The sequence below is a fragment of the Nocardia amamiensis genome (assembly GCF_015477605.1).
Classification (GTDB): domain Bacteria; phylum Actinomycetota; class Actinomycetes; order Mycobacteriales; family Mycobacteriaceae; genus Nocardia; species Nocardia amamiensis_A.
Genome location: NZ_JADLQX010000100.1, coordinates 1 through 4006, shown reverse-complemented (window position 1 = coordinate 4006; position 4006 = coordinate 1). Strand labels below are relative to the sequence as shown.

Below are 4006 nucleotides of genomic sequence, written 5' to 3'. Positions count from 1 at the left end.
GCTTTCTTCCTTCAGTGACTTGGTAGGTCTGTTGAAGGATCACGCGGTGACCACCTCTACTCGGCTACGACACGCCGATCATCGAACCGGCCGGTCCGATTCCTACACCACTCTGCCGGACGCAACCCTCCAAATCATCGGCACGCCACCAACTTTTGTGCCTGAGCCCGGGACCTCCGGGCGGGTGGACCTAACGGTTCCGGCTGGGCGGACAGCAGTTCTCCGGGTGAGTGATCAGGTCAAGGGCATCACGCCCTTCCCGGCGAGCGCTTCGGCGAGGCGGTGGGAATCGCCTTTGGTCAGCACGAGATGCGCGTGGTGCAGGAGCCGGTCGACTGCCGCCGCAATAGTAGACAGACTCACCTACGGCGGAGCCATCATCCAAACCGGCACCGAAAGCTACCGCCTCGCCCACTCCAGAACCCAACACACCAACCCCACATGAGCAGATGCCGCGCGAGGTCAGAACTCCTCGAACACCGACCCCTGCTCACGGCCGTCGCCGCCGACACCCAGCACACCCACGAACCGATCCAAATCAGCGCGCAGGGCCTCGATCGAGTAGCCATCCGAGCCGACGAACCCGGAAAACGACCTCCCCACCGCCGGACCAGCTCCGGCCAACCAGTCATCGATGAACGTCAGCATCTCGGCGAGCTCGATCGCGTCCTCGAGTCCAACACGGATCTCCGTCACAACCAACCACCATGCACCACCCCCACACTCACCACCCAAACCGGGGCCAACTCAGACCGTCACACCGGGGCCACTTCAGGTTGACATAGTCAGGGACGCGACCCTCGCGGGCCGATGCCCGCGGGAACAGATTGCCGAACAGTAGCGGGGGTAGTTCCGGGAGCGGTGCACCGTTGCGCCGATCCGCTGCTGTCGAAACCGGAGGGAGGACTTTCCGTATGAGCACACGCGAGATCACGACGTTGCTGGTGCAGCTGCGCGCTGTTCTGGCTTTGACCAACACCGAAATCCAGGTCGCGGACACCCGGATCGCGCAGGCCCGCACCGAGGCGGTGCGGCGGGAGTTGGCCGCGAACGCCGACCATGCCCGCGCCCGCGGCGAAGCCGTCGCGGGCGCCATCCGCGACCTGGGCGGGGCTGCGGAGCTGATCGGGCCGTTCCTCGGACGGGTCGTCGCCGCGGTCAAGGCGATTCTCGATCAGGCTCAACCGTTCGAGGAGGCGCTGCTCGGTGATCTCACCCTCGAACACCAACTGCTGGACCGGGCCCGTTACATCAAGGTCCTCGCCACCACGGCCGGGCGACCCGGCGTCGTGGTCTTGGCGCAGCGGTTGATCACCGCGCACACCGCGACCGTGGCCTGGCTGACCACGGTGCTGGCCGAGGACGCCCTCGGCGGGCCGGCCGCGCTGCGCCGCAGCCGGCGGCAGGCGGCGGCGGGGACCGCGGTGAAACTGGTCAACCTTCCCTTCGGCTGGTCCGCGCGCGGCTTGGACCGGGCGCTGGATGCCGTGCGCGCCACCGGACCCGCGGTGGGTGAGCTGCTGGCCCAGGGCACGCGCGCCGGTGATGTCGCCGTGAAGACCCTCGCCGCCTCCGGCGACGCCGCCCTGGCCACCGCCGAGCAGGTGACCGGCCGCGAAGGCGCCGACACCGCCGCGGATGCCCTGCGTTCGATCCGCACCGCCACCGGCGTGCTCGAACCCGGCGAGTTGCCCATCGGCGACTACGACCAGCTCAACGTCACCCGAGCCGTCGCCGCGGTCAAGGACCTGACCGACCCCGCGGACATCCGCGCGATCCTCGCCTACGAGGAAGCGAACAAGAACCGCCACGGTGTCCTCTCCGCCACGCAAACCCGGCTCGCAGCGATCGCCAAAGAAGTCACCGGCCTCGACTGAGGCCCCGCATCGCCCGCCCGGGCTGGAATGCCGCTCAAGAACCGCTCGAGAACAAGGGAACCACCCCACAGCCCTCGAGGCGGCCGCGGGGAGGTGCGCCGATGAAGCAGCCGGCCCTCGACAAGACTGCCGAGGTCCGGCTACACCGGCGACCGGGTGAAAGCCGGGGTTCGCCTTCGGCGAACTGTACGCCTGCGCCGATCGATACGCAGTCCACCAGCGTATGAAGCGGCCCGGAGACCGGTTGTCTCCGGGCCGCTTCCGAGTGGAACAAGGCGTGATGGTCGAGGGCGGAGAATTTCTCCCGGATCGGATCCATCTACCGCTGGTGACCACCGCTGCGGAGCGTAACCGCCGACGGGCGGCATACCCCGATCGGCGGTGCCGGTGCGGGCCCTTCCGATACCAGTTCGATACCGCAGGAGCCCGGCGTGGCATGCGTCGACGGCGCGGCGCAGCCTGATCGGTACCCGCTCTGCGCGTGTCGGCACAAGCTGCTGGTGGCCGGGCTGGGAGTATCGCTGGTCATGTCCAGCACACACGCACATCGCGGTCTTGTCACGGCGGTGCTGTCGCAGATCTGGCATCGCCGCTACCCACCGTCGAGTGTCATGCAGGCCCTACGCACCCCGTGCGGTCATCCGGTGCCCGCCGCGGAGCTGCGGGTGTTCGCCGGGTTGGATATCGTGCTGCGTGCCCGCGGTTGGAGCTTCGTCCGGGAATGTTCCGGCCCGCAGGTCCTCACCTTCAGCCACCGGGCCTGCGACGCCGGTGACGACTACCTGCGCCGCGGCCTCGAACCGGTCACCCCCCTCGTGGTCACCCTCGACCGCACCCGACCAACCGACCTCCTCGACGACTGCCAGGTCGAAGTCCTGCTCGTCGGCACCCCGACCGGACAGGCCCGCCTCACCGGCTTGTCCGGGCTCACCGGCCACCTCGCCGTCATCGAGGCCCACCGGCCCGGTGACCGGATCCCGGTACCGTTCCCCCTCGGCCGCGCCCGGATCGCCCGGCAGGTCAGCCGCGCGGCGGCCGCTGCGTCGCGCAGGTAGCGGTACACCGTTTCGAGGCTGGTCCCGCGCTCGAGGGTCCAGCGGCACAAACGTCGACCGACCAGGTGTCATTCGGGGAAGTCGAGTCCGGAGATGAGGTCGAAGAACTGTTGGTCGATGACGCCCCAGACCTCGACCTCGATGCCATCGAGGACTCCCTCGTACTCGATCGTTCCACCCGTGGACGGCGGAACGACCCGGGTCAAACCCAGCAGATCCGCCCACGCCTGCACGATCGCGGGAACCTGGGTTTCGCTGTAGTCCCGGCCGGAGGCGCTGCCGCTGACCGCGAGCGCCCCCGTGTCCTCGGTCACAGACAACTCCCAACTCAACGGTTGACATCCCGCCCGCCCGCCGACCCTGTTCACAACCGCCTCGACACCGAGCTCGATCATCCGGCCGAAACCATGACCGTCAGCCACATTCCGCCACGAACTCACGGCCCTTCCTCCCGTTCACGTAGAAATGCCGCCCCCGCTCGGCAACCCCAGGCTGAGTATTGCCGAAGAATAACCACCGCCCCGCCCCGCGTTGCCGGGTGCCGCCGCGATCATGCAGTGGCCGGTCGGGCATGTGACCTCGGATCGTGCAGTTCGTCGGTCACTGCGGCGTGAGCGTGCGCGGGCGTCAGCCGATTCGGCCGACCAGCAACTCTGATGCAAACTATCGGCAATGTGGGAGAAACACGCCGACCCGCGGAGGCGGACACGCCACCCTCGACACCATGAGCCCCCGGCAACCCCGCATGTCACACGACGGCCCCACAGCCGAAAACCGACCGAACGGTGTTATCGTGGGTGAGTCGCCGGATCTCCCTCCCTTTCATCCGGCGACTGGTTCGAGGGAGCAGTGCGCGACTCGCCTCCCCACCCGCCCAGGACGCCCGCGCATGACGCCCTGGGCGGCGCCATGTCCGGCGCAGACCGGCCACTCGCAGGCCTGACACTTTGAATCTCCCCGGGTTCCGTGCGCACCGCGTTATCTGTCTCCGGCAGGTTGTTCGGAGCAGGTGGAATAGTAGTCGTCTTCGTATTCGATCGGTGGTCGGCGGCCGAGCCGGTGCATCAGCCGGGA

Annotated in this window: 4 protein-coding genes and 2 pseudogenes; 3 read left to right on the top strand and 3 right to left on the bottom strand. The window is 68.1% G+C overall.

Annotated features, from left to right (window positions below):
* Positions 1-234 precede the first annotated feature (234 nt).
* Positions 235-342, bottom strand: a pseudogene (locus IU459_RS39115) (ATP-binding protein); the annotation flags it as partial.
* On the opposite strand from IU459_RS39115, the pseudogene IU459_RS39110 reads away from it, so the two are divergent.
* Positions 341-445: pseudogene (locus tag IU459_RS39110) on the top strand (IS21-like element helper ATPase IstB); the annotation flags it as partial. The pseudogenes IU459_RS39115 and IU459_RS39110 sit on opposite strands and share 2 nt — an antisense overlap.
* Before the next feature lie 17 nt (positions 446-462).
* Here IU459_RS39110 and IU459_RS36675 read toward each other — a convergent pair.
* Entirely contained in the window at positions 463-696 is a 234-nt protein-coding gene (locus IU459_RS36675) for a hypothetical protein (protein WP_195134178.1), read from the bottom strand.
* 218 nt (positions 697-914) lie between these two features.
* Between IU459_RS36675 and IU459_RS36670 the strand changes: the two genes are divergently transcribed.
* Positions 915-1877 carry a ferritin-like domain-containing protein gene (locus IU459_RS36670; RefSeq protein ID WP_195134177.1) on the top strand — a complete coding sequence of 321 codons (963 nt, stop codon included), beginning with the start codon at positions 915-917 and terminating at the stop codon, positions 1875-1877.
* Positions 1878-2308: 431 nt separating this feature from the next.
* On the top strand, positions 2309-2932 hold the full coding sequence (locus tag IU459_RS36665) for a hypothetical protein (protein WP_195134176.1): 624 nt from the start codon (positions 2309-2311) through the stop codon (positions 2930-2932).
* A 68-nt stretch (positions 2933-3000) separates the two neighbouring features.
* Here the strand turns inward: IU459_RS36665 and IU459_RS36660 are convergent, their stop codons facing one another.
* Positions 3001-3246 carry a hypothetical protein gene (locus IU459_RS36660; protein WP_195134175.1) on the bottom strand — a complete coding sequence of 82 codons (246 nt, stop codon included), beginning with the start codon at positions 3244-3246 and terminating at the stop codon, positions 3001-3003.
* Between the last annotated feature and the right edge of the window lie 760 nt (positions 3247-4006).